We start from the raw sequence: 24484 nt of genomic DNA, 5'->3' as shown, positions 1-24484 counted from the left end.
TCAGCATGCTTCCAGTTGGCCTGAATAACTTCAGGCGTTAATCAAAAATTCTTGTGCGAACCACCTTCGCCCTCACCCCGGCCCTCTCCCCCAGGAGAGGGGGAAAATCACCGGTCTATCCTCTCTCCCTCAGGGAGAGGGTTAGGGTGAGGGTGAAAAGCTGTCTATCACCAGCGCGTTTTTAACAGGTTCGGCTGAATACCATTAATGGCACGCAGATTTCCGTAATCCTGTTTGGCAATGCCTGCTTCGAATTCGTCGCGGAAATATTTAATCGCACTCTGCAATGGCTCAACGGCACCCGGCGCGTGGGCACAGAAGGTTTTACCTGGACCCAGATGGCGGCAAAGCTGCTCCAGGGTTTCGATATCCCCCGGCTGTCCTTCGCCACGCTCAAGCGCGCGCAGGATTTTTACGCTCCACGGCAGACCATCGCGGCATGGTGTACACCAGCCGCAGGATTCACGGGCAAAGAACTCTTCCAGGTTACGCACCAGCGGCACCATACCGATCTCATGGTCTACCGCCATTGCCAGCGCCGTACCGAGACGGCTGCCTGCTTTACCAATACTTTCAAATTCCATCGGCAGGTCGAGGTGTGCTTCCGTCAGGAAGTCGGTCCCCGCCCCGCCCGGCTGCCAGGCTTTAAATTTCAGGCCATCACGCATGCCGCCGGCGTATTCTTCCAGGATCTCACGGGCGGTTGTGCCGAAAGGCAGTTCCCAGACGCCAGGATTTTTCACACGGCCAGAGAAGCCCATCAGCTTGGTGCCGGCATCTTTACTCATGCCGCCGCCAATGCCCTGATACCACTCCACGCCGTTCGCCAGAATCGCCGGGACGTTACACAGGGTTTCGACGTTGTTTACACAGGTCGGTTTACCCCAAACGCCGCTTGATGCCGGGAACGGTGGCTTAGAACGTGGGTTCGCACGGCGGCCTTCCAGGGAGTTAATCAGTGCAGTTTCTTCCCCGCAGATATAACGCCCGGCGCCGGTGTGTACGATAAGCTCGAAGTCAAAACCGGAACCCAGAATGTTTTTACCCAGCAGGCCCGCTTCGGTGGCTTCAGCGATTGCGCGGCGCAAATGCGCGGCCGCTTCAATGTACTCGCCGCGCAGGAAGATGTAGCCGCGGTAAGCTTTGAGTGCAAAAGCGGAAATCAGCATGCCTTCCACCAGCAGGTGCGGCAGCTGTTCCATCAGCAGGCGGTCTTTGTAGGTGCCCGGTTCCATTTCATCGGCGTTACACAGCAGGTAACGGATGTTCATGGATTCGTCTTTCGGCATCAGGCTCCACTTCAAACCGGTGGAAAAGCCTGCACCGCCGCGCCCTTTCAGGCCAGCGTCTTTAACCGCAGTCACGATTTCATCCGGTGCCATGCCGGTCAGCGCTTTACGCGCGCCTTCATAGCCGTTTTTGCTACGGTATTCGTCAAGCCAGACCGGCTGTTTGTCATCGCGCAGACGCCAGGTCAGCGGATGGGTTTCGGCAGTACGAATAATCGTCTTCATTTATACTGCTCCAGCAAGTCAGGGATGGCTTCCGGCGTCAGATGACTGTGAGTGTCCTCATCAATCATCATGGTCGGCCCCTTGTCGCAGTTCCCGAGGCAGCAGGTTGGCAGCAGGGTAAAGCGACCGTCAAACGTAGTCTGGCCCGGCTTGATGTTCAGTTTGGCTTCGATAGCAGACTGAATGCCCTGGTAGCCGGTGATATGGCAAACCACGCTGTCGCAGTAGCGAATCACGTGGCGGCCAACCGGCTGGCGGAAGATTTGGCTATAGAAAGTGGCCACACCTTCTACGTCACTTGCCGGGATACCCAGCACGTCAGCAATCGCGTAGATGGCACCATCTGGTACCCAGCCGCGCTGTTTCTGGACGATTTTCAGCGCTTCGATAGAGGCTGCTCGGGCATCTTCGTAGTGGTGTTTCTCGTGCTCAATCGCCTCACGCTCTGCCGCACTCAGCTCAAAAGCTTCAGCCTGGTTTTGTTGGTTATCGTGCATAGTTAGCGATCCACATCAGACATTACAAAATCGATACTACCCAGATAGACAATCAGGTCAGAAACCAGGCTGCCGCGGATCGCCGCCGGAATTTGCTGCAGGTGCGCAAAGCTCGGGGTGCGAATACGGGTACGGTAGCTCATGGTGCTAGCGTCACTGGTCAGGTAGTAACTGTTAATCCCTTTCGTTGCCTCAATCATCTGGAAGGATTCATTGGCCGGCATGACCGGGCCCCAGGAAACCTGCAGGAAGTGAGTGATCAGGGTTTCGATATGCTGCAGCGTGCGCTCTTTCGGCGGCGGCGTGGTCAGCGGGTGATCCGCTTTGAACGGGCCAGCTGGCATATTTTTCAGGCACTGCTCAAGGATGCGCAGGCTCTGGCGAAGTTCTTCAACTTTCAACATAACGCGGGTGTAGCAGTCGCTGATGCCGCCGCCAACCGGGACTTCGAAGTCAAAGTTCTGGTAGCCGGAGTAAGGGCGAGCTTTACGCACGTCGAAGTCAATACCGGTGGCGCGCAGGCCAGCACCTGTGGTGCCCCACTCCAGCGCTTCTTTCGCGGTATAGGCTGCAACGCCCTGAGAACGGCCTTTCAGAATGGTGTTGCGCAGCGCGGCTTTCTCATAAGAATCCAGGCGCTTCGGCATCCACTCGAGGAATTCTTTCAGCAAGCGTTCCCAGCCCTTCGGCAGGTCGTGTGCAACGCCGCCGATACGGAACCAGGCCGGGTGCATACGGAAACCGGTAATCGCTTCCACCAGATCGTAGATTTTCTGACGATCGGTAAAGGCGAAGAAGACCGGCGTCATGGCGCCCACGTCCTGAATAAAGGTGGAAATGTACAGCAGGTGGCTGTTGATACGGAATAGCTCTGAGAGCATCACGCGGATAACTTCAACGCGCTCCGGCACGACGATGCCAGCCAGCTTTTCAACCGCCAGCACGTAAGGCATTTCGTTCACGCAGCCGCCGAGGTACTCGATACGGTCGGTATACGGAATGTAGCTGTGCCATGACTGACGCTCACCCATTTTCTCAGCCCCACGGTGGTGGTAGCCGATATCCGGCACGCAGTCGACGATCTCTTCGCCGTCCAGCTGCAGGATGATACGGAAAGCACCGTGTGCGGAGGGGTGGTTCGGCCCCAGGTTCAGGAACATGAAGTCTTCATGCTCGCTGCTGCGCTTCATGCCCCACTCTTCAGGCTTGAAGGTCAGCGCCTCCATTTCCAGATCTTCTTTCTGTTTAGTCAGGATAAACGGATCGAATTCGGTGGCGCGCGCCGGGTAGTCTTTACGCAGCGGGTGGCCTTCCCAGGTCGGCGGCATCATGATGCGCGTCAGGTGCGGGTGACCATTAAAGGTGATGCCAAACATCTCCCAGGTTTCACGCTCGTACCAGTTGGCGTTCGGGAAGAGTTTTGTCAGCGTCGGCAGGTTAAGATCGTTTTCAGACAACGCCACCTTGAGCATGATATCGCGATTGCGTTCAATGGAAATCAGGTGGTAGAAAACGGAAAAATCCGCAGCCGGTAAACCGTTGCGGTGTGTGCGGAGACGCTCATCCATGCCATGCAGGTCGAACAGCATAACGTAGGGTTTTGGTGATTTCTTGAGGAAATCGACCACTTCCAGTAACTGTTCGCGCTTAACCCAAACGACGGGCACCCCGGTGCGGGTTGGCTGAACGGTAAAGGCATCCGGCCCAAAACGGTTACGCAATTCGCCAATGACCGGATCATCCAGGTGATCCCTTGTCTGCCAGGCTGGCATAGCGGCGTCTTGCGCGGTTAAATCGGTCATAGTTCTCACCATTGCAAATGGTTCTGTGGTGACTGCGCTCAGTGCCTTTGCTTTTATAGTATTGATATACAAAGACGCTTACTGACCGCAGGCGCTAATTAAATCTCGTCCGGCGTCCGCAGATTGGTTACCGCGATACGCTCGCCGCGCTTACGCTCGCGCTCGGACTGCATGTTGGCGCGGTAAACGCCCTGATCGCCAACAACCCACGACAGCGGGCGACGCTCTTTTCCGATAGACTCTTGCAGCAGCATCAGCGCCTGCATGTAGGCTTCCGGACGAGGTGGGCAACCAGGGATGTAAACATCAACCGGGATAAATTTATCGACACCCTGCACAACGGAATAGATGTCGTACATGCCGCCAGAGTTAGCGCAGGCACCCATGGAAATCACCCATTTAGGTTCCAGCATCTGATCGTAGAGGCGCTGAATTACCGGAGCCATTTTGGTGAAGCAGGTACCGGCTACTACCATCAGGTCAGCCTGACGAGGAGAAGCACGTAAAACTTCTGCACCGAAACGCGCCACGTCATGTACAGCGGTAAACGAGGTCACCATCTCTACATAGCAGCAAGAAAGGCCAAAGTTGTATGGCCAGATTGAGTTTTTACGACCCCAGTTCACCACGTCGTGCATGGCATGCTCGAGCTTGCCCATGTAAACGCTGCGGTTGATCTCTTGTTCGAGGGGATCGGTTACGATCTCCTGCTTTTGCAGGGGATAACGGTCATTCTCACCGTTGGGGTCTATGCGGGTGAGCGTATAGTCCATCTTATTGCCTCGCTTTTACTGCGTATGACGGTTAGTGAGACTGTCTGTTTCCGGGTTGATTTTCTCACGACGCGAACGCGCAGGAGTCCAATCCAGAGCGCCAATACGCACCAGATAAACCAGACCAGCCAGTAGCACTAAAATGAAAATTGCGGCCTCGACGAAGCCAATCCAGCCGCTTTCACGGATAGAAGTTGACCACGCGTAGAGATACAAGGCTTCCACGTCAAAGATAACGAAGAACATGGCGACCAGGTAAAACTTGGCGGAGAGACGTAGACGCGCCGTACCAACGGAGTCGATGCCCGACTCGAAGGGGGTGTTTTTGTGCCGTGCCTTAGCTCTTCCGCCAAGGAACCAGCCCCCGACAAGCATCAAACAGCACAGGCCAATGGCGACAATAAGAAAGACAGCGAACGCCCAGTGATGAGCGATAACTTCAGTGGATGTTGACATACTCATTGCTTACTCATCAAAAGTGGCGCCAAATTCTCTGCTCTTGTTGGCAGATGAACGCCACATCGATTCATGGGGAGGAACAATCAACCGTACAATAACTACCGGAAATAATGCGTAGGCAGCCAATTGATGGGGTTTTTTACTCCTTTCTATAACCTTTTGTCAACTTTAACAAAAGTATCCACACATTAATTTACACCGACAGCAATTCATTAACATTTAATGCGTTAAAACTCATCAACACTCGCGTAAAGACCAGATTTAGATGAGGGTGAATCGTGTCCGTTCCGTGTGAAAAGATAAACAGCCCCTATATTTTGGCAGGAAATCTCAACTATTCCTCCCCCCAAGAGGGAGTATTTTCTTGATCTGAGACACGCTTTTGTTAATCCACTTCAAAAAGAAGCAACATTGTTATGTGTTTTTTAACATTAGTCCGCCTTTAATCGAAATTATTGCTTATAAAACGAACAAAAAAAGACACACAGCCAACACATTGAATTTGTTATAAAAGATGAGCAACCTCGCGATTCCATGAAAATCAGGCATAAAAAATGGGCCGTTGGCGTAAAAAAAACCACCAATGACCCATTTTTCATCTTTAATATTTTGTTACGAACTAGTCGACCTGCTGCTACTCAAAATCCCCTTCGACCAGCAACGTGTCGTCCCCTTCACTTCCCGCCGTGTTATAGCGGTAAGGGTTCTCTGGCGTCGCCAGCGCACTGAAAATAGCCTGCGCCAGCTCATTACCACTTTCAGGGTTTTTACACAGCAGATAGCGAGTTTCAGGTAGAACTGGCAGCCCCTCTGACGCCCCCAGAACACGAAGTTCCGGACTCATCATCTCAACCGGCCTGGCCGTGACGCCTAACCCAGCTTTTACGGCTGCACGAACTGCAGCAAGCGTGGAGGCAACATAAGAAATACGCCATGGCGTCTGGCTGGCATCAAGATGTTCGAGCATCATATCGCGGTACGGGCTTGGATCGTCCAGCATAACCAGCGGCAGCGCTTCCCCACTTTGAAAGACATAATCTGCAGCACAGTACCAAAGCGTAGGTGATGTCCGCAGGGCAATGGCATCAAAGTTAGAAGGGTTTGATGTGGTCACTACCAGATCGACCTCATGCTGATTAAGCATTTCGATCATGAATGGATTGCGTTTGACCCGAACATCCAGCGCCAGCTTGGGATATACCGAACTGATACGGTTTAACAGGAACGGCAAGATGGTATCTGCCGTTTCATCAGAGGCACCAAGGGTAAGCGAGCCTTGCAGGTTGTTAAACATCAGTGAAGAGCACGCTTCATCATTGAAGCGAAGGATTTTACGCGCATAGCCCAGCAGTTGAATGCCGTGCTCGGTGAGCAGTTTATTACGGCCGTGTCGGGCAAAAAGCTCTTTCCCGACTAATTGCTCAAGGCGCTGCATCTGTTGGCTTACAGCGGATTGAGTACGGCACACTGCCGCTGCCGCGGCCGCAAAGGTATTGAGATCGGCTACCGCAACGAATGTCCTCAGCAGATCGAGGTCGAGGTTCAGTATCGGACGATTTGCGTTAATCATAATTTATTCACTAATAGGTTGCTCTTTCGAGTCTGCCCTGGTTGTATTGCTATGATTTATCAAAGAGATAAAGCAATTCCTTTTACCGAATGTCTCCGGTAGTCTTGGCCGCATACGTTAGCGACGCTTCTGTTTGTTATTTTTGTATTCCCCGGCATGTCACAATTATCAGAAACACGCCCTAACGGGATATTATGCAGGTCAGGATAAGAAAAAACTCACTCACTCATCCTACCAGTCAGCTATTTTAAACCTGAGTTATAAAGGTAAATCAGCTCCGAAAAACGACTTTTAATAAGCTTTTATATGATTATTTAACGGGCTGGAGTACAGCGGCAGGCTTAAACCGACCAACACACACAACCAGTTGAATAATAATAAAAATATTTTAATTGGCCGACTTGACCACGCCGTTAGCGCAGCCATTGGCACCCAAAACCTACCATTTTTCGTAGCCCATCTTACAGTAAAACATGATGTTTTATAACACTTATTACGAATTATCTGATCTTATTCTCTTTTTGTGGTTTCCACCTTGTTGATTATTTACAGCGTTTTTTGAAGTCAGCCACAGACTATAATAAAAGACACTTAATTATTGCCGAGGTATTTATCTATTACATTAACCAATCTTTTGATATACATCTCTTTAACTACCTTTTCATTAATTTCTTAATGTTCCCGGCATGAATATTAATTTTTCCTTATGTTTGGCGACAACACATTTACATCCACAGAACCTCTCGCTTAGTACAGCGTGTCAAGCAGAGAGTAATATTACATCAAAACAATAATGTAGATTTTTAATCTAACATAAAATAAAAAATAAGATTATTTAACCATCAAAACTTTAAAGATCGCATTGCAGCTTATACATTCTGCTACAGAGATAAATTACGTTTCTTAAAGTCTCATCCTTCAAATCTTGCTGCAGCAGGAGTACATTGTGGCGGTGCGCTTCCACGGCAGGACGCGAAATTAACAACAAAGGTCGAAGCTTCATGTCCCCCATCGAAAAATCCAGCAAACTTGATAATGTCTGTTATGACATCCGTGGCCCGGTACTCAAAGAGGCAAAACGCCTTGAAGAAGAAGGCAACAAAGTGCTTAAACTCAACATCGGTAACCCCGCGCCGTTCGGTTTCGAAGCGCCGGATGAGATCCTTGTTGATGTGATCCGTAATCTTCCGACAGCCCAGGGATATTGCGACTCCAAAGGGCTATTCTCTGCCCGTAAAGCCATCATGCAGCACTATCAGGCGCGCGGGATGCGAGATGTCACTACGGAAGATATCTATATTGGGAACGGTGTTTCCGAGCTGATCGTTCAGTCTATGCAGGCGCTGCTAAACAGCGGGGATGAAATGCTGGTTCCCGCGCCGGATTACCCGCTTTGGACAGCGGCCGTTTCTTTGTCCAGTGGCAAAGCCGTGCATTACCTGTGTGACGAAAGTTCAGACTGGTTCCCGGATCTCGACGATATCCGCGCTAAAATCACTCCGCGCACGCGTGGCATTGTGATTATCAACCCAAACAACCCTACCGGCGCCGTTTACTCGAAAGAACTGCTGCTAGAGATTGTAGAAATTGCGCGCCAGCATAACCTGATCATCTTTGCCGATGAGATCTACGACAAGATTCTCTATGACGATGCCGAGCATCACTCGATCGCAGCCCTGGCACCGGATCTGCTGACCATTACCTTCAACGGTCTGTCAAAAACCTACCGTGTTGCCGGTTTCCGTCAGGGCTGGATGGTGCTTAACGGGCCGAAGAAACACGCGAAAGGCTATATAGAAGGCCTGGAAATGTTGGCCTCAATGCGCCTGTGCGCCAACGTCCCTGCCCAACATGCTATTCAGACAGCGCTGGGGGGATACCAAAGCATTAGCGAGTTTATCGTGCCGGGTGGCCGTCTATACGAACAGCGTAACCGTGCCTGGGAACTGATCAACGAAATCCCTGGCGTCTCCTGCGTTAAGCCGCGTGGGGCGTTGTATATGTTCCCGAAAATTGACGCAAAGCGTTTTAATATCCATGACGACCAGAAAATGGTGCTGGACTTCCTGCTGCAGGAAAAGGTGCTGCTGGTTCAGGGCACAGCATTTAACTGGCCGTGGCCGGATCACGTGCGTATTGTGACTCTGCCGCGCATTGATGACCTTGAAATGTCGATAGCCAAGCTGGGCCGCTTCCTCGGTCATTATCATCAGTAAGCCGTTCGGGGGGCATTTGCAATGTCCCCCTTCTCCCCTCACAATGACGTCACCGAGTTGTAACCGCGAGAACGTCATGAGTCAGAGCCATTTCTTTGCCCACCTCTCCCGCCTGAAACTGATTAACCGCTGGCCACTGATGCGCAACGTCCGCACCGAGAATGTGTCCGAACACAGCTTACAGGTCGCCATGGTTGCCCATGCCCTCGCCGCTATCAAAAATCGTAAGTTTAACGGCAACGTTAACGCTGAAAGAATCGCGCTGCTGGCGATGTACCACGACGCCAGTGAAGTGCTGACCGGGGATTTACCCACGCCGGTAAAATACTTCAATTCGCAAATCGCACACGAATACAAAGCCATTGAAAAGATTGCGCAGCAGAAGCTGATCGACATGGTGCCGGAAGAGCTTCGCGATATCTGGGCGCCGCTGATCGATGAGCATAACTACACTGAAGAAGAGAAAGCGCTGGTGAAGCAGGCCGATGCGTTATGCGCTTATCTGAAATGCCTGGAGGAGCTGTCGGCAGGAAACAACGAGTTTCTGCTGGCTAAGAGCCGCCTGGAAAAAACGCTGGCCGACCGCCACAGCGCGGAAATGGATTATTTTATGCAGGTCTTTGTACCGAGTTTCCAGCTCTCGCTGGATGAAATCAGCCAGGATTCGCCGCTTTAAACACTTCCCTCTGCCGAAGCGAAATCAGGATAATGTTTTCTCCTTCTCCCTTACAGGGAGAAGGCCGGGATGAGGGTAAATATCAGAACGGGAACAGCATCGGTACCATCACCACGCTCACGATCATCACAATCACGGTAAACGGTACGCCGAGCTTCACGAAGTCGCTGAACTTGTAGTTTCCAGGCCCCAGTACCAGCGTGTTTACCGGTGAAGATACCGGCGTCATAAACGCCGCAGAAGCCGCCATCGCCACAATCATCGCAAACGGATAAGGTGAGACGCCCATTGATTTCGCCGCCGCCAGCGCAATAGGCGCCATCAATACGGCCGTGGCGGTATTAGAAATAAATAACCCGATAGCCGCACACATCACAAACAGGCACACCAGCATGATATACGGGCCGTAGCCGCCGCCAAACTCCATCAGCCCATGAACGATCAAATCCACCCCGCCGGTTTTCTGCAGCGCCAAAGCAAAAGGCATCATCCCGACAATCAAAATAATGCTCGGCCAGTGAATTGCCTTATAGGCGCTTTCCATATCAATACAGCGGAACTTGCCCATCAGCAGGCAGGCGATAATCGCGGCGATGGGATTCGGTATTTCGTCGGTCAGCATCAGCGCCACCATCAGCGCCAGGCAGAAAATCGCATGAGGTGCCTGGCTGTGTGCCGGGGAAGCATCCCGCTCTTCCACCGGCAGATTGAGCACCAGGAAATCACGGTTTTGCTGTGAAAGCTGGTTGATAAGCTTCCAGTCGCCGACCACCAGCATAATGTCACCCAGTTGAACAGGTTCATCCACAAGTAGTCCTTCCATTGCCTTACCGTCTCGACGCAGGCCAACAACATTGAGACCGTAGCGGGTTCGGAAGGCGATTTCTCGCAAAGTCTGCCCAGTGAGCCCGGACTCTGGCAGCAGAGAAACTTCTGCCATCCCCACATCCAGCGCCTGATCGGAGAAATACTCGCCGCGCAGAATCATCGGCTCCAGCATTTGCTCCCTGCAAAACTCTCGCAAATCAACGTCTGAGGCGGACATATCGATCAGCAGAACGTCACGCGCGCGGAACTCAGTCACGCCGGTCACATTAACGATAACACGGCGGAACTTGCGCCACCGTTCAAGACCGATAACGTTAGCCCCGTAGCGCTCGCGTAGTTTCAAATCATCGAGTCGGTGGCCGACCATCGGCGAACCTGGGCGAATAGCCAGCCGTCGCGCCCGCCCGGTCAGGCGATACTCTTTAATCAAGTCACGAAATGAACGGCGCTTCCAGCTCTCTTTTCCTGCTTCATCGCCCTGCCCTTTGAGAGCAAAGCGCACCACCAGCATATAAAGGATGCCGAGCACCAACACCGCAAGGCCAATCGGCGTCACGCTAAAGAACTGGAACCCCTCCAGCCCTTCACGCAGCAGCTCGCTGTTGATAACCAGATTAGGTGGTGTCGCGACCAGCGTCATCATGCCGCTTATCAGCCCGGCAAAGCTGAGCGGCATCATCAGTCTGGAAGGAGAGATTTTCATGCGCATAGAAACGCTGAGCACCACCGGAATAAAAATGGCCACCACGCCGGTAGAACTCATGAAGGCACCTAATCCGGCCACCGTCACCATCAGCAGGACCAGCATTTTGGTTTCGCTACTGCCCGCCACGTCCACCAGCCAGCTTCCCATTTTGGTGGCTACGCCGGTACGTACCAACCCGTCACCAATAATGAACAACGCGGCAATCAGGATAACGTTGGGATCGCTAAAGCCGGAAAACGCTTCGCTGAGGCTTAATGTTCCGCTAAGCACAAAAGCAACAATCACCAAGAGCGCTACCGCATCCATACGCATCTTTCCGGTCGCGAACAGCAGGACGGCAATCCCCAGCAACGACAACACCCAAATGAGTTCCGAATTCAAAACGAGTCCCTGAATGGCTGAATATTGGTGAATTGAATGTAGACGAGAATGCCATAAAAAAACCCCGCAAATGCGGGGTTAAATCATGGGATTAGTGTTTTCTTAACACTTCGACTATTCCGTCCGGCGATTTCTGAACAAGCAATTCGGTGAGGGAAGTCAGAACGTAATCTACGTGCTCAAGTCGGGGGGTATCCGCCGGGGCATTAACGGCTATCACGTGGCAGCCAGCGGCAAGTCCGGAAAGCACGCCAGCGGGCGCATCTTCAACAACCACGCACTCTTCCGGCTCCAGGCCAAGCAGCTGCGCGCCCAGCAAATAGGCATCCGGTTCTGGTTTACCGCGTGCGACCCGTTCCGCGGTCACAAACACTTCCGGTTCTGGCAGCCCACCGGCCAGGCGACGGGCGGATGCCACCGGCACGGAACCTGAGGTCACTATGGCCCACGGAATCCCCGCTTCGTTAAGATGAGCCAACAGCTCTGCAGCACCCGGCAGCGCGACAATGCCGTCGGTATCTTCAGACTCAAGTTTCTCCAGACGCAGGAATTCCTGCTGAATCTCTTCCTCAGAAGCACCGGCCATAAAGTGGCGCAGTGAGGTAATCGCCTGCTTGCCGTGGATGAAGCCCAATACTTCTTCCGGGGAAATATTAAAACGCTTTGCCCAGTTTACCCACGCGCGCTCAACGGCAGGAAGGGAGTCAACCAGCGTACCATCCAAATCAAACAAGAAACCTTTACACTTCACTCCGCGTCTCTCCTCAGGCGTTAATGATCTGCGCAATCTCGTTGGCGCTTAAGTGATACTGACGTGGGCAAGCGTGCCACACTTTCAGCATTCGTTGGTATTTGTCCCACATCGGGGTTTGGGCGTTGAAACCGTGAGTACCGGCATCAAAATGGGTATATCGGCCTTCAATACTCACCATAAAGCGAACATAGCCGAGGAAGCGGGCTTCAGTGGCTGCATCAAACCCCATAAACGTGACGCGGCGCTCATCGATTTCTTTGCTGTCTTTCAGGTTGGTCCAGGAGACATGCATCGCGTGATACATTTCCATGATGTCGATAACGATGCGGCATGTTTCCTCTTTTAGCTCGCCAAACTCGCGATCCAGCTCGCGCATTTGCAGGCCATAGCCGCGTTCGATGATGGTCTGCAGACGACGATAGCGTTCGGCGTTATCCGGGTCCATCATCGTCATCATCTTATACTGGTTAGATAAAATCAGACGTTGCGCGTGGGTCATTTCCATTTCCTGGCTCCTTTGGTACATGGAAAAATTCAGGTTACGGCTAGGATAACCTGTAAGAAAGTGTGCCTTCCTTTATATGCGCAACCGCAGGGTAATTACAAATCATCCAGGAAAGTTTTATCCAGCTGTTTGAACGCGCGCTTCAGCACATCCGCCAGCGCCTGGTAATCTGGCTTGCCTTCCACCGGTGCCAGGGCCTGCCCGGCTTCCTGAAGCTTCATGCGGACGTCATAAAACCACTGTAACGTCGACGGTGGTAAAGGCGTGACCGAGCGTTTGCCCAACCACCACAACCCTTGCATCGGCAGGCTACAGGCAAAGAGTGCCGTCGCCACCGCCGGGCCAAGCTGGCCACCCAACGCGATTTGCCACGTCAGGGTAAATACCGCCAGCGGCGGCATAAAGCGGATGGCATAGCGGGTGGCACGTATCACGCGGTTTTCGATAAATACCGGCGCCAGACGCTTATCCAGCGGCCAGGTCTTTGAGTAGTGTTGCCCACGTCCGAACAGGCTAAACCAGCTTACATGGCTATTCTGGGGTGTCGACATGGCTCATACCTCAACTCTACGTATAAAAAATAAAATAATACTGTAACTCAACAACTCTAAATGACATCGTTCAAAAAATTTTGTCTTTCCGAGCCGCTATCTGCTACCCTGTGCCGGCCTTTGATGGCCGTAGTTGGGAAACCACAAGCTGTCAAACATTCTTTTACATCGCCGTGACCTGCAGCTTCAGGAATATGGCGTAAACTCTGAGTAATTTTATTCGCCATGCCGAAAAACGCTTCCGGCATGACGTTAATCATAAATGTCGGCGTCATCATGCGCTACGCTGATAGACTCACTGACGTTTTTTTAGCCACGTATCAAAAATAGGTACTTCCATGTCGAGTAAGCTAGTACTGGTTCTGAACTGCGGTAGCTCATCACTGAAATTCGCAATTATCGATGCTGTAAACGGTGAAGAGTACCTTTCTGGTTTAGCAGAGTGTTTCCACCTTCCTGAAGCCCGTATCAAGTGGAAGCTGGACGGCGCTAAACAAGAAGCGGCTCTGGGTGCAGGTGCCGCTCACAGCGAAGCTCTTAACTTCATCGTTAATAAAATTCTGGCAGAAAAACCAGAATTGTCCGCTCAGCTGACCGCAATTGGTCACCGTATCGTACACGGCGGTGAAAAATACACCAGCTCCGTTGTTATCGATGATTCTGTGATTCAGGGTATCAAAGATTCAGCCTCTTTTGCACCGCTGCATAACCCGGCTCACCTGATCGGTATCGCTGAAGCCCTGAAATCCTTCCCTAACCTGGCTGATAAAAACGTTGCCGTGTTCGACACCGCGTTCCATCAGACCATGCCGGAAGAATCTTTCCTCTACGCTCTGCCGTACAAACTGTACAAAGAGCACGGCGTTCGTCGCTACGGCGCACACGGCACCAGCCACTTCTACGTGACTCAGGAAGCCGCAAAAATGCTGAACAAGCCGGTTGATGAACTGAATATCATCACCTGCCACCTGGGCAACGGCGGTTCCGTTTCTGCTATCCGTAACGGCAAATGTGTTGATACCTCCATGGGTCTGACCCCACTGGAAGGTCTGGTGATGGGTACCCGTTCCGGTGACATCGACCCGGCTATCATCTTCCACCTGCACGATGCCCTGGGCATGAGCGTAGAAGACATCAACAAAATGCTGACCAAAGAGTCCGGCCTGCTGGGTCTGACCGAAGTGACCAGCGACTGCCGTTACGTTGAAGACAACTACGCAACTAAAGAAGACGCTAAACGTGCAATGGACGTTTACTGCCACCGTCTGGCGAAATACATCGGTTCTTACACCGCGCTGATGGATGGTCGTCTGGACGCCGTTGTCTTCACCGGCGGTATCGGTGAAAACGCCGCGATGGTGCGCGAGCTGTCTCTGGGCAAACTGGGCGTACTGGGCTTCGATGTTGATCACGAGCGCAACCTGGCTGCACGTTTCGGCAAGTCTGGCTTCATCAACAAGGAAGGCACCCGCCCTGCGGTGGTTATCACCACCAACGAAGAGCTGGTCATCGCTCAGGATGCATCCCGCCTGACCGCCTGATTCCCTCACCGCCAGCCTTAGCTGGCGGTGTTGTTTTCTGAGTCGAGTGAGCATATCTGCTCGCGAAAACGAAAGAGGTTATACCGTGTCCCGTACTATTATGCTGATCCCTACCGGAACCAGCGTCGGCCTTACCAGCGTAAGCCTTGGCGTTATCCGTGCTATGGAACAAAAAGGCGTTCGCCTGAGCGTGTTCAAACCTATCGCCCAGCCGCGTACCGGTGGCGATACGCCGGACCAAACCACCAGCATCATCCGTGCTAACTCCACCATCCCGGCCGCTGAGCCGCTGCACATGAGCCACGTTGAGTCTCTGCTGTCCAGCAACCAGCAGGACGTGCTGATGGAAGAGATCATCGCCAACTACCACAACAGCAGCAAAGATGCTGAAGTAGTGCTGGTTGAAGGTCTGGTGCCAACCCGCAAGCACCAGTTTGCGCAGGCGCTGAACTATGAAATCGCCAAAACCCTGAACGCAGAAATCGTCTTCGTGATGTCTCTGGGCAATGACTCTCCAGAGCAGCTGAAAGAGCGTATCGAACTGACTCGCAGCAGCTTCGGCGGCAGCAAAAATACCAACATCACCGGCGTGATCATCAACAAGCTAAATGCCCCGGTTGATGAGCAGGGCCGCACCCGCCCGGATCTGTCCGAAATCTTCGACGATTCCAGCAAAGCAAGCATCGCGAACATCGATCCTAAGCAGCTGTTTGCCGACAGCCCGCTGCCGGTTCTGGGCTGCGTGCCGTGGAGCTTCGAGCTGATTGCCACCCGTGCAATCGATATGGCTCGTCACCTGAACGCGACCATCGTCAACGAAGGCGATATCAATACCCGCCGCGTGAAGTCTGTGACCTTCTGTGCGCGCAGCATTCCGCACATGCTGGAACACTTCCGCCCAGGCTCTCTGCTGGTTACCTCCGCAGACCGCCCGGACGTGCTGGTTGCTGCCTGCCTGGCCGCTATGAATGGCGTGGAAATCGGCGCTATCCTGCTGACCGGTGGTTACGAAATGGACCCACGCATCAGCAAGCTGTGCGAACGTGCTTTCGCCACCGGCCTGCCGCTGTTCATGGTCGAAACCAACACCTGGCAGACCTCCCTGAGCCTGCAGAGCTTCAACCTGGAAGTCCCAACCGACGACCATCAGCGTATCGAAAAAGTGCAGGAATATGTGGCCAGCCACATCGATGCTAACTGGATCGAATCCCTGACCGCGACCTCCGAGCGCAGCCGTCGTCTGTCTCCTCCAGCGTTCCGTTACCAGCTGACCGAACTGGCTCGCAAAGCCGGTAAACGCGTCGTGCTGCCGGAAGGCGACGAACCGCGTACCGTTAAAGCGGCAGCTATCTGCGCTGAGCGCGGTATCGCTACCTGTGTGCTGCTGGGTAACCCGGATGAAATCACCCGTGTTGCTGCGGCGCAGGGCGTTGAGCTGGGCGCAGGCATCGAAATCGTTGATCCAGAAGTGGTTCGCGAGAGCTACGTGGCCCGCCTGGTTGAGCTGCGCAAGAGCAAAGGCATGACCGAAGCCGTTGCCCGTGAGCAACTGGAAGACAACGTTGTGCTGGGCACCCTGATGCTTGAGCAGGACGAAGTTGACGGCCTGGTTTCCGGCGCGGTTCACACCACCGCCAACACCATCCGTCCACCGCTGCAGCTGATCAAAACCGCACCGGGCAGTTCTCTGGTCTCTTCCGTGTTCTTCATGCTGCTGCCTGAACAGGTTTACGTTTACGGTGACTGTGCGATCAACCCGGATCCAACCGCAGAACAGCTGGCAGAAATCGCGATTCAGTCTGCTGACTCCGCTGCCGCTTTCGGTATCGACCCACGCGTTGCCATGCTCTCCTATTCCACCGGTAACTCCGGCGCGGGTAGCGACGTTGAGAAAGTGCGTGAAGCAACCCGTATCGCTCAGGAAAAACGCCCTGATCTGGTCATCGATGGTCCACTGCAGTATGACGCTGCGGTTATGGCTGACGTGGCTAAGTCTAAGGCACCAAACTCTCCTGTTGCGGGCCGTGCGACCGTGTTCATCTTCCCTGACCTGAACACCGGTAACACCACTTACAAAGCGGTACAGCGTTCTGCAGACCTGATCTCCATCGGGCCAATGCTGCAGGGTATGCGCAAGCCGGTTAACGACCTGTCTCGTGGCGCACTGGTGGACGATATCGTCTACACCATCGCTCTGACCGCGATTCAGTCCGCTCAGCAAGCGTAAGCTGACTGAGATACAAAAAAGGCAGCCATCTGGCCGCCTTTTCTTTTTCTGTCACCTTTAACCGCTACAGCAGTTCTTTCGCCGCTTTCACGATATCTGCCGCCGTCAGGCCATATTCCTGCTGCAGGAAATCCTGAGTCCCGACCTGGCCGTAACGCTCCTTCACGCCGACTCTGCGCATCGGCACCGGGCAGGTTTCCACCAGCACTTCCGCCACCGCCGACCCCAGCCCGTTGTGAATACTGTGGTTTTCACAGGTCACAATTCGGCCGGTTTTTTCGGCGTAATTCTTCACCAGCATGCGGTCGATAGGCTTGAGGGTGAACATGTCAATGACCGCCGCGCTAACCCCTTCCTGCTCCAGCTGCTGAGCCGCTTTTACCGCTTCGGCAACCATAATACCGTTGGCGATCAGCGTGATATCCGTTCCCTCACGCAGCACATTACCTTTGCCAATGGTGAACGTTGAACCTTCCTCATACACCGTCGCCGCCTGCTTGCGAATAGTCCGCACCCAGTAGAAGCCTTCCAGCTCGATCAGCTGACGCAGAATATCTTTAAACATCACCGCATCAGTCACTTCCAGTACAACAGAATGCGCCAGCCCGCGAACAATGCCCATATCTTCAAACGACATATGGGTCCCACCGTTATGGCAGGCCGTCACCCCGGCGTCGGAAGCAATCACCTTGACGTTATTCCGCTGGTAATCCAGCGACATAAACAGCTGGTCAAAGCAGCGGCGGCTGGCGAAGGCGGTAAAGGTGTGGACGAACGGCTTGCGCCCGGTCAGTGACAGACCCGCCGCCACGCCAATCACGTTGGCTTCCATGATGCCGCAGTTAATCACATGCTGCGGGTTATCTCGCTGCACGCCATCCATCGCCATCGAACTCATCAGGTCAGCTTCCAGCGCGATGATCCCGGTGCCTTCGCCAATCTGCTGCTGAACAAACCCGGCGTAGACTTTACGCATCTCTACGGCGTCCTGGCCGCCGCTCTGACTTACCTTAATCATGTGCCGCCTCCAGTTGCGCGATGGCCTGCTCCAGCGCCTGTTTTGACTGCTCCGTCAGGCGGAGATGGTGTGAGTTCCCCAGTTGCTCAAGATACGGCACCCCTTGCCCTTTAATGCTGTCGAGGATCACCAGCAAAGGACGCTGTTCGCTGCTGCGAACGGGTTTTACCGCCGCCAGCAAACCGGCAATGTCATCGCCTTTCACCTGCACCACGTCAAACCCGAAGGCGCTAAACTTCTCTGCCAGATCGAAAGCACAGATGATTTCGTCCAGCTCGCCGTCCAGCTGCTGTTTGTTCCAGTCCACGAACACCGTCAGATTGTTAAGACGATGATGAGCAATAAACTGGAAAGCCTCCCAGCACTGCCCCTCGTTCAGCTCGCCGTCGCCAACGATGCTGAATACCCGGTTGCGACGCTGTGCCAGCTTGTGGGACAGCGCCATACCGGCAGCAATAGAAATCCCCTGCCCCAGTGAACCGGTGGTCGCATCCACGCCGCGCGTTTTCAGGCGATCGGGGTGGCTAGGCAGGCTGGTACCGTTCTGGTTCAGCGTGGCCAATTGCTCCACCGGAAAATAGCCTTTCATCGCCAGCGTGCTGTACAGCGCCGGGCCAGCATGCCCCTTCGACAGCACAAAGTAGTCGCGTTCAGCCCAGTCAGGGTCGCCCGGATCGATATTCATCACGTCGCCGTACAGCACAGCCAGCGTCTCAACCACCGACATGCTGCCGCCGTAATGGCCAAACCCCAGTTGGGTGAGCGCTTTCAACGTCTCTACCCGGATGTCGCGCGCAAACCGCGTGACGTCTGCCAGTTCATTCATTATTTAGCCCCCGTATTGTCTTCAGTGTGTACGGCAGGAGTGCCTTTTCCTTTGCCCAGATAGTTGAACCCGACCAGTACCGCAAATACGGCCACCACCACTGCGGTAATCGCCGCAGGTGACAGGAAGCGTGCAAGATTGCCGAGGATAATCCCCACCACGCCGAAATCAGCGTCGGAGAAAGTTGTGTTGGCGAAGCCCAGCGCACCCAGGACAGGCAGCAGCAGCACTGGCAGGAAGGTGATCAGCAGCCCGTTGGCAAAAGCCCCCACCATCGCGCCACGACGGCCGCCGGTAGCGTTACCAAACACGCCCGCTGTCGCCCCGGTAAAGAAGTGAGGCACCACACCCGGCAAAATCAGCACCAGCTTCATCTGCCCCAGCAGGAACAGGCCCACCAGGCCGCCGAGGAAGCTGAACAGGAAGCCCACCAGCACGGCATTTGGCGCATAGGGGTAAACCACCGGGCAGTCCAGCGCCGGGCGAGCATTAGGCACCAGTTTCTCGGAGAAACCGGTAAATGCCGGGACGATTTCTGCCAGAATCAAGCGCACACCCTGCAGGATGATGAACACCCCCGCCGCAAAGGTAATCGCCTGAATAATGGAGTAAACCAGGAAGTTCTGGCCGCCGCTAAGCTTCTCTTCTACATAAGCCTGGCCTGCACAAATCGCGAGGATCATGTAGATAACAATCATGGTCAGGGAAATAGAGATTGAGCTGTCACGCAGGAAGCTGAGGTTCTTCGGCAGGTTCATCTCTTCCGTTGAGCGCGAACCTTTGCCGCACTTGCTGCCGATCCAGCCGGACAGCACGTAGCCCAGCGTACCGAAGTGGCCAAAGCCGATATCGTCGGTGCCGGTGATGCGGCGCATATAGCGCTGCGCAATGGCCGGGAAGAACGCCATGATCAGGCCAAGGATCAGCGAGCCGGTAAACACCAGCGCCACGCCTTCAAAGCCCGCCACGGTCAGGATGACGCTTATCATGCACGCCATGTAGAACGTGTGGTGCCCGGTCAGGAAGATGTACTTCAGGCGGGTAAAGCGAGCCACAATAATGTTCGCCACCATCCCGAAGGCCATGATCAGCGCCGTGGATGCCCCGTATTTCTCCAGCGCGATAGAAACAATCGCCTCATTATTAGGAATAATACCCTGAATATTAAAGGCGTGTTCAAACATACCGCCCAGTGGATTCAAAGACCCCACTAATACGGTGGCACCGCCGCCCATAACAATAAAACCTAATACGGTTTTAATTGATCCTTTTACCACATCAGAAAATGACTTCTTTTGCGCAACAAGGCCAATTAATGCTATCAGCCCGACAAGAATGGCCGGGACCTTCAAAATATCAACAATAAAATTCAGCGTGCCAAGGATAAACATATCCGCCTCCGCTCATATCCGTCATACTTCGAACCACAGGTGCGTTGACTGCACTCACTCCTCCCAGTCATTTACTTGGTGTAAACTCCTGAGATGCCTGAGCTTGTCGCCTGCCTACAATTCGAATTATTTTGGCTATATATTATTATGATTAACGACCCGCAAAATAAGCGCTCAGCTTATTTTCCAGCTCATTGATGTCGATGATGTTGTTGATCACCACCAGCTGACTGTCCGGCAGGCGCGCACTAGCGGCAATATCTTTCGCCATCACAAACACATCTGCCGCGTCCGGGGTGGCGGAGGATAAATCCGAGTGTTCGACCTCTGCCTCAATATTGAGTTTTTTAAGCACTTTTTTAATATTCATTTCGACCATAAAACTACTGCCGAGACCGGAACCGCAGATTGCCATTATCTTCATCTTGTGTACCTTATACTTTTAGTAGAGTAAGAGCGCATCGCATTTTTCAATGCAACGTAAAAACCTATGGTGTTAAATTAAAAAATCAGAATCGATTAATTATTTTTTGTATTTCCTCCAGGTTATTGGCCTGATGCAGTAACGCCATATCTTCGTCGCTGGAAAATAGCTCAGCGAGCGCGGAAATCATTTCAATGTGACTATGGCTGTCCGGGGCCGCCAGCATAATAATGACGTCCACCGGGTCGTTCCTCTCAGAATGAAAGCTAACGCCCTGCCTCAGCTTCAACAGTGAGAGGCCAAGCCCGGTCGCCCCCTCTTCCGGACGTGCATGCGGCATTGCCAGGCCCGGCGCCAGCACATAGTACGGCCCCAGTTTTTGATGCTGCTGCATAATGGCCGTCAGGTAATGGGGGGCGATAATCCCCGCGTCCAGCAGTGGCCGGGCGCTAATCTCCAGCGCCTGCTGCCAGTTTGCGACCTCGTCATGAAGCTGAATAGTCTGCGGATGCAGCCATTGGTTGAGCACGATAACCTCTCGAAATCGACATGGATGATGGGCAAACTTTATTCAACGGCCCTGGGTTTAACTGTGATTGATATCACAAAGATAGCGCTACCAATAACTATCACTCGATTTTGTGATAGCGCTATCAAATTGCAATCATTGTGTTAAATCGCATTAAGGCGCACGATTTCAGGCGTATACTTGAACGATATTTCCCCTTCTTTTTCAGGGGCCAACGTCAGCCTGGCGTTTTTCAGGTCGAGAATCAGGAATCACAATGTCCATAACCCGAAAGCGGCGAAGTACCGGTAAGGTGACGCTTGCAGATGTGGCTCAGCTCGCCGGCGTCGGTACCATGACCGTTTCGCGAGCGCTAAGAACCCCGGAGCAGGTTTCCGACAAATTACGCGAAAAAATCGAAGCGGCGGTTTCAGAGCTGGGTTACATGCCCAACCTTGCGGCAAGCGCACTGGCCTCAGCCTCCTCGTACACCATTGCGATGGTGGTCCCAAGTCTGGCGGAATCCGGCTGCAGTGAAATGTTTGCCGGCCTGCAGCAGGTGCTGCAGCCTGCGGGGTATCAGATAGTCCTTGCGGAGTCCCAGCACCGGCTGGAACAGGAAGAGAAGCTGCTGGAAACGCTGCTGGCCTCCAACATTGCCGCGGCGATCCTACTGAGCGTTGAACACAGCGACACGGTGCGAGGCTGGCTGAAGCACGCCAGCATTCCTGTGCTCGAAATAGGTGCCACCCGCGTCGATCCGCTGGACATGAACATCGGCATTGATAACGTCGCCGCCATGTTTGAACTGACGGAAATGCTCATCCACCGCGGCTATCAGAACATCGGGCTGCTGTGCGCGAACCAGGAACAGTGGATTTTCCAGCAGCACCTTCAGGGCTGGTACAAGGCGATGCTGCGCCACCATATGTCGCCCAACAGGGTAATCAACGCTGCCGCCCCGCCGACTTTCTCCACCGGGGCCGCACAGCTACCTGAGTTTCTGTTGGCCTGGCCGGAGCTGGATGCGCTGGTCTGCGTATCGGATGAACTGGCCTGCGGCGCGCTGTACGAGTGCCAGCGCAGGCGTATCAAAGTTCCTGACGACTTAGCCATCGTTGGGTTTGGCGACAGTGACGTAAGCCGCGTCTGCCAGCCTGCGCTGACCACCATTGCGGTACCGCATCGTAAGATTGGGATTGAAGCCGGACGGGCGCTGCTGGCAAGAATTAACGAAGAAGAGTGGGACAGAAGCCCGACTATCGCGTCATCGCTGTGTATGCGGGACAGTTGCTGATTTTCCCTCACCCAGGTCCCTTCCTGGTCGGAAGAGGATCGGGGTGAGGGTAAAAACTACTCGCTCTCTTCGCTTTGCGGTTGTGACTCATTTTTGGCATTGCGGGTCATCCACAGCGCCAGCGCCTTCAGCGAATCAGGGGTAAATTCGTCGCAGCGCGCGGTGATCTCTTCCGGGGACATCCAACTCACTTCACTGACTTCTTCTTCCTGCAGTGCGAAAGGCCCGTGGGACACGCAGCTAAAAAGCCCGCCCCAAACGCGGCAGCTATCGTCTTCGAAGTAGAACTGCCCGTGTTCCGCGAACGGTACGCCGGCAATACCCAGCTCTTCTTCCGCCTCGCGGCGAGCTGACTCCAGCATTTGTTCATCCGCCTGTACGACGCCGCCTGCGGTAGCATCCAGCATGCCCGGCATGAAATCTTTAATTTCGGTGCGACGCTGCACCAGAATTTTGCCCATGCCATCGTGAACAACAATATAGGTCGCGCGATGACGCAGCCGCTGCGCACGCATTTGCTCGCGGCTTGCCTGTGCGATGACCTCATTGTCCTCATTCACAATATCTACCCATTCCGTGCCGACAAAATGACTCTGTTCCACCATCAGGGAAACCTTATTCAGGGGCGCTCTTACGGCGCGTTATTGGATTAACCTGTCAACGTTACGGGGTAATACGCACCTGTGCAATAACCCCATCACTCTCCAGCGTGCGAACGGTCAGAACGCCATCATCCAGCATCCCGTAACTGGCCTCAAAACCGCCCTTCGGTATGCTGACAGAGCCTGGATTAAACAAATAGATCTGTTCGTGCTTTTCTGCAACCGGAAGATGCGTATGGCCGAAAATCAGAACATCGCCAGCGGACAGCGGTGGCAAATGCCCAGGATGATAGAGATGCCCGTGGGTCAGGAAAAGCCGCTGCTGCACCAGCAAAACCTGCTGCCAGGGGGCGGTAATCGGAAACTGGAGCAGCATCTGGTCCACTTCGCTGTCGCAGTTTCCGCGCACCGCGATAATCTTATCGGCAACGCTATTCAGGCACTGCGCCACCGCCGGGGGATTGTAGCCTTCGGGCAGCGCGTTCCGAGGGCCGTGATTCAGTAAGTCGCCCAGAATAACCAGCCATTTCGCGCCGCTGCGCGCGAAACGTTCCAGAACTTTTTCCGTGGCGGGTAGCGAACCGTGAAGGTCCGAAGCAAACATCAGTTTCATTTATCCCTGGCTCCAGTAATGACAATCCGCCAATGATAACGAATTCCCTGCCCGCTATCAGCCCGCGTTTTTGGCCGACTGCGCCAGCCAAAGCTGTACCGACGCGCGCTGCCACTGGAAGCTGGCATACTCTTTCAGCCGCGCAGGGACTTCATCTCCGTTCAGAATCAGACGGTTGAGCATCAGCGCCAGGTCGGTGTCGGCGATAGACCATTCACCAAACAAATTCTGCTGCCCTTGCGGGAGCAAATGCTCTGCGGTAGCGATCAACTTCTCTGCAGCCTGAAGACCCGCCGGGCTTAGCGCTGGTTTCTTCTCGCCGGCAAAGACCACGGCGGTAGAGCGCTCTTCCCGAATAGGCATTAAGTCACTGCGCAGCCACGCCTGCACCTGCCGCGCCCGGGCGCGTTTTTCAATATCGTGAGGATAGATACGTTCCCACGTCGGAGGCGCAAAGCGCTCTTCCAGATACTCATCAATAGCGGAGGATTCGCTGAGCACAAAATCGCCGACCGCCAGTACCGGCACCCGGCGAGTCAGATCAAACCCTTTCCAGCCCGGCTTTAAATTCTGGCCGCTGGCGAGGTCGACAGTTTGCAAAGCAAAGGCGAGGCCTTTTTCTTTCAGCGCAACAAAAACGGAAAGCACATAGGGGCTGAAACACTGGCTATCGGTCCACAACGTAATGGCAGGCTGGCTCATCATATCCTCACTTATTCGCGCGACAGGTTATTGAACATAGAGCGAAAAAATCGTTTTGTCATCCGCTTAAAACGCACCATTCCGGTGCAGAAATAGCAATAAC

The 24484-nt window shown here is 53.7% G+C and carries 24 protein-coding genes; 5 read left to right on the top strand and 19 right to left on the bottom strand.

Annotated features, from left to right (window positions below):
- Positions 1 to 167: 167 nt before the first annotated feature.
- From nuoF to lrhA, 6 genes are all read right to left on the bottom strand, one after another.
- Positions 168 to 1514, bottom strand: a complete 1347-nt coding sequence (gene nuoF / locus B9Y90_RS00805) for an NADH-quinone oxidoreductase subunit NuoF (RefSeq protein WP_039295529.1) — start codon at positions 1512 to 1514, stop codon at positions 168 to 170.
- Positions 1511 to 2011: an NADH-quinone oxidoreductase subunit NuoE gene (gene nuoE / locus B9Y90_RS00800; protein ID WP_008459776.1), complete on the bottom strand. Its 501-nt coding sequence runs from the start codon at positions 2009 to 2011 to the stop codon at positions 1511 to 1513. Before nuoE ends, nuoF begins: the two co-directional genes overlap by 4 nt.
- Before the next feature lie 2 nt (positions 2012 to 2013).
- Positions 2014 to 3825, bottom strand: a complete 1812-nt coding sequence (gene nuoC, locus B9Y90_RS00795; RefSeq protein WP_008459775.1) for an NADH-quinone oxidoreductase subunit C/D — start codon at positions 3823 to 3825, stop codon at positions 2014 to 2016.
- Positions 3826 to 3911: 86 nt separating this feature from the next.
- On the bottom strand, positions 3912 to 4586 hold the full coding sequence (gene nuoB / locus B9Y90_RS00790; RefSeq protein WP_008459774.1) for an NADH-quinone oxidoreductase subunit NuoB: 675 nt from the start codon (positions 4584 to 4586) through the stop codon (positions 3912 to 3914).
- Positions 4587 to 4601: 15 nt separating this feature from the next.
- Positions 4602 to 5048, bottom strand: a complete 447-nt coding sequence (gene nuoA, locus B9Y90_RS00785; RefSeq protein WP_039295532.1) for an NADH-quinone oxidoreductase subunit NuoA — start codon at positions 5046 to 5048, stop codon at positions 4602 to 4604.
- A 631-nt stretch (positions 5049 to 5679) separates the two neighbouring features.
- Positions 5680 to 6615: a transcriptional regulator LrhA gene (lrhA, locus tag B9Y90_RS00775; RefSeq protein ID WP_085539914.1), complete on the bottom strand. Its 936-nt coding sequence runs from the start codon at positions 6613 to 6615 to the stop codon at positions 5680 to 5682.
- A gap of 1001 nt (positions 6616 to 7616) precedes the next feature.
- Here lrhA and alaA point away from each other — a divergent pair.
- Both alaA and yfbR read left to right on the top strand, forming a co-directional pair.
- The gene (alaA, locus tag B9Y90_RS00770) at positions 7617 to 8831 is read left to right on the top strand and encodes an alanine transaminase AlaA (protein ID WP_008459770.1); all 1215 of its coding nucleotides are present in this window, start codon (positions 7617 to 7619) and stop codon (positions 8829 to 8831) included.
- A 76-nt stretch (positions 8832 to 8907) separates the two neighbouring features.
- Positions 8908 to 9507: a 5'-deoxynucleotidase gene (gene yfbR / locus B9Y90_RS00765; RefSeq protein ID WP_085539913.1), complete on the top strand. Its 600-nt coding sequence runs from the start codon at positions 8908 to 8910 to the stop codon at positions 9505 to 9507.
- An 82-nt stretch (positions 9508 to 9589) separates the two neighbouring features.
- Here yfbR and B9Y90_RS00760 read toward each other — a convergent pair whose 3' ends face one another.
- The 5 genes from B9Y90_RS00760 to B9Y90_RS26315 all read right to left on the bottom strand — a co-directional run bounded on the left by B9Y90_RS00760 (position 9590) and on the right by B9Y90_RS26315 (position 13510).
- A complete protein-coding gene (locus B9Y90_RS00760) occupies positions 9590 to 11422 on the bottom strand; it encodes an SLC13 family permease (RefSeq protein WP_085539912.1) in 1833 nt (610 codons plus the stop codon).
- Positions 11423 to 11513: 91 nt separating this feature from the next.
- Entirely contained in the window at positions 11514 to 12209 is a 696-nt protein-coding gene (locus B9Y90_RS00755; RefSeq protein ID WP_303393650.1) for a sugar phosphatase, read from the bottom strand.
- On the bottom strand, positions 12187 to 12681 hold the full coding sequence (locus B9Y90_RS00750; protein WP_085539911.1) for a YfbU family protein: 495 nt from the start codon (positions 12679 to 12681) through the stop codon (positions 12187 to 12189). The genes B9Y90_RS00755 and B9Y90_RS00750 overlap by 23 nt, the downstream gene beginning before the upstream one ends.
- 95 nt (positions 12682 to 12776) lie before the next feature.
- Positions 12777 to 13232, bottom strand: coding sequence for a terminus macrodomain insulation protein YfbV (gene yfbV / locus B9Y90_RS00745; RefSeq protein WP_008459760.1), 456 nt, complete (start codon positions 13230 to 13232; stop codon positions 12777 to 12779).
- 56 nt (positions 13233 to 13288) lie between these two features.
- Positions 13289 to 13510: a hypothetical protein gene (locus tag B9Y90_RS26315; RefSeq protein WP_139827320.1), complete on the bottom strand. Its 222-nt coding sequence runs from the start codon at positions 13508 to 13510 to the stop codon at positions 13289 to 13291.
- 60 nt (positions 13511 to 13570) lie between these two features.
- On the opposite strand from B9Y90_RS26315, the gene ackA reads away from it, so the two are divergent.
- Positions 13571 to 14773, top strand: coding sequence for an acetate kinase (gene ackA / locus B9Y90_RS00740; protein WP_008459758.1), 1203 nt, complete (start codon positions 13571 to 13573; stop codon positions 14771 to 14773).
- Positions 14774 to 14858: 85 nt separating this feature from the next.
- Positions 14859 to 17000: a phosphate acetyltransferase gene (pta, locus tag B9Y90_RS00735; protein WP_039295542.1), complete on the top strand. Its 2142-nt coding sequence runs from the start codon at positions 14859 to 14861 to the stop codon at positions 16998 to 17000.
- 64 nt (positions 17001 to 17064) lie between these two features.
- Here pta and B9Y90_RS00730 read toward each other — a convergent pair whose 3' ends face one another.
- From B9Y90_RS00730 to B9Y90_RS00710, 5 genes are all read right to left on the bottom strand, one after another.
- A complete protein-coding gene (locus tag B9Y90_RS00730; RefSeq protein ID WP_085539910.1) occupies positions 17065 to 18018 on the bottom strand; it encodes a transketolase family protein in 954 nt (317 codons plus the stop codon).
- Positions 18011 to 18844, bottom strand: a complete 834-nt coding sequence (locus B9Y90_RS00725) for a transketolase (RefSeq protein ID WP_085539909.1) — start codon at positions 18842 to 18844, stop codon at positions 18011 to 18013. The genes B9Y90_RS00730 and B9Y90_RS00725 overlap by 8 nt, the downstream gene beginning before the upstream one ends.
- A complete protein-coding gene (locus tag B9Y90_RS00720; protein ID WP_085539908.1) occupies positions 18844 to 20235 on the bottom strand; it encodes a PTS ascorbate transporter subunit IIC in 1392 nt (463 codons plus the stop codon). Before B9Y90_RS00720 ends, B9Y90_RS00725 begins: the two co-directional genes overlap by 1 nt.
- A gap of 151 nt (positions 20236 to 20386) precedes the next feature.
- On the bottom strand, positions 20387 to 20659 hold the full coding sequence (locus B9Y90_RS00715) for a PTS sugar transporter subunit IIB (protein WP_008459751.1): 273 nt from the start codon (positions 20657 to 20659) through the stop codon (positions 20387 to 20389).
- An 85-nt stretch (positions 20660 to 20744) separates the two neighbouring features.
- The gene (locus B9Y90_RS00710) at positions 20745 to 21188 is read right to left on the bottom strand and encodes a PTS sugar transporter subunit IIA (RefSeq protein WP_085539907.1); all 444 of its coding nucleotides are present in this window, start codon (positions 21186 to 21188) and stop codon (positions 20745 to 20747) included.
- A gap of 256 nt (positions 21189 to 21444) precedes the next feature.
- Between B9Y90_RS00710 and B9Y90_RS00705 the strand changes: the two genes are divergently transcribed.
- Positions 21445 to 22464 carry a LacI family DNA-binding transcriptional regulator gene (locus B9Y90_RS00705; RefSeq protein ID WP_039295550.1) on the top strand — a complete coding sequence of 340 codons (1020 nt, stop codon included), beginning with the start codon at positions 21445 to 21447 and terminating at the stop codon, positions 22462 to 22464.
- Between the two features lie 56 nt (positions 22465 to 22520).
- Here the strand turns inward: B9Y90_RS00705 and yfcD are convergent, their stop codons facing one another.
- From yfcD to yfcF, 3 genes are read right to left on the bottom strand one after another with little or no spacing between them, the layout of a single operon-like run.
- Positions 22521 to 23069 (bottom strand): NUDIX hydrolase YfcD, encoded by a 549-nt coding sequence (gene yfcD, locus B9Y90_RS00700; protein ID WP_085539906.1) that lies wholly within the window; start codon positions 23067 to 23069, stop codon positions 22521 to 22523.
- A 58-nt stretch (positions 23070 to 23127) separates the two neighbouring features.
- Positions 23128 to 23679 (bottom strand): phosphodiesterase, encoded by a 552-nt coding sequence (gene yfcE / locus B9Y90_RS00695; RefSeq protein WP_085539905.1) that lies wholly within the window; start codon positions 23677 to 23679, stop codon positions 23128 to 23130.
- A 57-nt stretch (positions 23680 to 23736) separates the two neighbouring features.
- Positions 23737 to 24381, bottom strand: coding sequence for a glutathione transferase (gene yfcF, locus B9Y90_RS00690; RefSeq protein WP_085539904.1), 645 nt, complete (start codon positions 24379 to 24381; stop codon positions 23737 to 23739).
- Positions 24382 to 24484: the final 103 nt, after the last annotated feature.

The organism is Cedecea sp. NFIX57, from assembly GCF_900177785.1.
Lineage (GTDB): Bacteria > Pseudomonadota > Gammaproteobacteria > Enterobacterales > Enterobacteriaceae > Cedecea > Cedecea neteri_C.
Note: the sequence above shows the minus strand (reverse complement) of the source record. Positions and strands in the feature narration are given on the sequence as shown.

Excerpts from the sequence above, each read along its gene's own strand:
- nuoA (WP_039295532.1), bottom strand. The coding sequence starts at position 5,048 with ATGAGTATGTCAACATCCACTGAAGTTATCGCTCATCACTGGGCGTTC.
- yfcE (WP_085539905.1), bottom strand. The coding sequence starts at position 23,679 with ATGAAACTGATGTTTGCTTCGGACCTTCACGGTTCGCTACCCGCCACG.
- B9Y90_RS00750 (WP_085539911.1), bottom strand. The coding sequence starts at position 12,681 with ATGGAAATGACCCACGCGCAACGTCTGATTTTATCTAACCAGTATAAG.
- B9Y90_RS26315 (WP_139827320.1), bottom strand. The coding sequence starts at position 13,510 with ATGATGACGCCGACATTTATGATTAACGTCATGCCGGAAGCGTTTTTC.
- yfbR (WP_085539913.1), top strand. The coding sequence starts at position 8,908 with ATGAGTCAGAGCCATTTCTTTGCCCACCTCTCCCGCCTGAAACTGATT.
- ackA (WP_008459758.1), top strand. The coding sequence starts at position 13,571 with ATGTCGAGTAAGCTAGTACTGGTTCTGAACTGCGGTAGCTCATCACTG.
- nuoB (WP_008459774.1), bottom strand. The coding sequence starts at position 4,586 with ATGGACTATACGCTCACCCGCATAGACCCCAACGGTGAGAATGACCGT.
- alaA (WP_008459770.1), top strand. The coding sequence starts at position 7,617 with ATGTCCCCCATCGAAAAATCCAGCAAACTTGATAATGTCTGTTATGAC.
- nuoE (WP_008459776.1), bottom strand. The coding sequence starts at position 2,011 with ATGCACGATAACCAACAAAACCAGGCTGAAGCTTTTGAGCTGAGTGCG.
- B9Y90_RS00725 (WP_085539909.1), bottom strand. The coding sequence starts at position 18,844 with ATGAATGAACTGGCAGACGTCACGCGGTTTGCGCGCGACATCCGGGTA.
- lrhA (WP_085539914.1), bottom strand. The coding sequence starts at position 6,615 with ATGATTAACGCAAATCGTCCGATACTGAACCTCGACCTCGATCTGCTG.
- B9Y90_RS00720 (WP_085539908.1), bottom strand. The coding sequence starts at position 20,235 with ATGTTTATCCTTGGCACGCTGAATTTTATTGTTGATATTTTGAAGGTC.
- yfcD (WP_085539906.1), bottom strand. The coding sequence starts at position 23,069 with ATGGTGGAACAGAGTCATTTTGTCGGCACGGAATGGGTAGATATTGTG.
- yfcF (WP_085539904.1), bottom strand. The coding sequence starts at position 24,381 with ATGAGCCAGCCTGCCATTACGTTGTGGACCGATAGCCAGTGTTTCAGC.
- B9Y90_RS00715 (WP_008459751.1), bottom strand. The coding sequence starts at position 20,659 with ATGAAGATAATGGCAATCTGCGGTTCCGGTCTCGGCAGTAGTTTTATG.
- nuoC (WP_008459775.1), bottom strand. The coding sequence starts at position 3,825 with ATGGTGAGAACTATGACCGATTTAACCGCGCAAGACGCCGCTATGCCA.
- nuoF (WP_039295529.1), bottom strand. The coding sequence starts at position 1,514 with ATGAAGACGATTATTCGTACTGCCGAAACCCATCCGCTGACCTGGCGT.
- B9Y90_RS00705 (WP_039295550.1), top strand. The coding sequence starts at position 21,445 with ATGTCCATAACCCGAAAGCGGCGAAGTACCGGTAAGGTGACGCTTGCA.
- B9Y90_RS00730 (WP_085539910.1), bottom strand. The coding sequence starts at position 18,018 with ATGATTAAGGTAAGTCAGAGCGGCGGCCAGGACGCCGTAGAGATGCGT.
- yfbV (WP_008459760.1), bottom strand. The coding sequence starts at position 13,232 with ATGTCGACACCCCAGAATAGCCATGTAAGCTGGTTTAGCCTGTTCGGA.